Below are 1308 nucleotides of genomic sequence, written 5' to 3' on the forward strand. Positions count from 1 at the left end.
CGGTGGGATCCAGGTCCACCACGCGTTTGAGCTGCGGCCGGCGCGGATCAGCGGTCAGGTCGTAGACGAACAGCTTGTTCGAGAAGAGCCCGCCGCCGAAGATTCGGTCGGTGTTTGCGGTATAACCAAAGTGATGCGCCTCGTTGGCGCTCGACCCGGTGGGTGCCATGTAGAGGATTTGACCGAAGCTCTTCGACTGCGGGTCCACGTCGACGACGGACAACCCGTCACTCTCCTTGCCATCGGCGTCCCGAGTCCAGACATAAAGAATCGTCTCGTGCTTACCGATGTCGGTACCGCCTTCGAGGCCCTTGACGAAGACCGACTCATCAGCGAGAGCGTGGAACGGCGCAATCGCCACGGAGAGCAGAAAGGCCAATGCGGACAATGCGCAGATCAGGCCCCATCTGGATCGAGTACCTATCGTTCTTATCCCAGTTTCCTTATGGGAGGTTGAAGACGTTGAGTGTGTGGCGTTGACACCGATGACATCCTGGACCAACGGCCGTCGATAAATGTGTCTCTCTTTCATGGTAGCCCCTCGTTGTTGCTGTTCGCCTACTCCATCGGAGGCATTGCTTCAAACTTTGGAAGATTTTCATCCATCAAATCCCACTATGGTTCGCTCTAGCCGTATAGATTTCCATCTCCGGTGAAACTGCGGACGGATCATCGAGACTTCCAGCTGCGATCAGAACTACGCCAGGCAAAGAATCGCACCGCGCACCTATTCTGGAACTACATTCACCACGATACCGTTCCTGAACTTTCTGCCCGTTATCTGCAACCTTTTCGTCGTAGGTCATCGGTCCGCTCATTGAATCCGTATCTTCGGAATACGCAATCACAAACATATAACCGCTACTGGACAGTTCTTGACAATCACGACAGTGACACTTGGCTGTGAAGATCTATTAGCTGCTAACCTCATAAATTGCCGCTCCACATAGACACGACCCCTTCACAGACATGTTCAACCTCCTAAAGCATTCGAATGTCCACTCTAACCATAGTTGCCCTTGCTAAAATATCCAGCCTTTAGGCGGTATCGCTCTGATGGGTTTTTAAGGCACCTAATACCTGTGTTGGGGCTTGCCCCCGGTGGTCTCATGCGTCAGGAAATCTACAGGAGTTCTGGGGACACGATACTTAATTGCAGGAGTTAAGTATTGTGTCCCCCGAACTTTGCGATCTTCTACCGATTTATCTCGGCGCACTGGGTGTCCTATATTCATTCACACTACCGACACGAAACGGTCGTTCCTGATGTCGGAATCCTTTACACCCAGACCAATTTCGTCGGGTTCA

2 protein-coding genes are annotated in these 1308 nt (G+C 52.4%); both read right to left on the reverse strand.

The features are described from left to right. Window positions 1–388: selenium-binding family protein (locus NPX02_RS21135; RefSeq protein WP_260296044.1), on the reverse strand; the 388-nt coding region annotated here is incomplete at its 3' end. Window positions 389–605: 217 nt separating this feature from the next. Then, a complete protein-coding gene (locus NPX02_RS21660) occupies window positions 606–911 on the reverse strand; it encodes a GFA family protein (protein WP_418067374.1) in 306 nt (101 codons plus the stop codon). Window positions 912–1308: the final 397 nt, after the last annotated feature.

It is taken from the genome of Sedimenticola hydrogenitrophicus (assembly GCF_025175675.1).
Classification (GTDB): Bacteria; Pseudomonadota; Gammaproteobacteria; order Chromatiales; family Chromatiaceae; genus Sedimenticola; species Sedimenticola hydrogenitrophicus.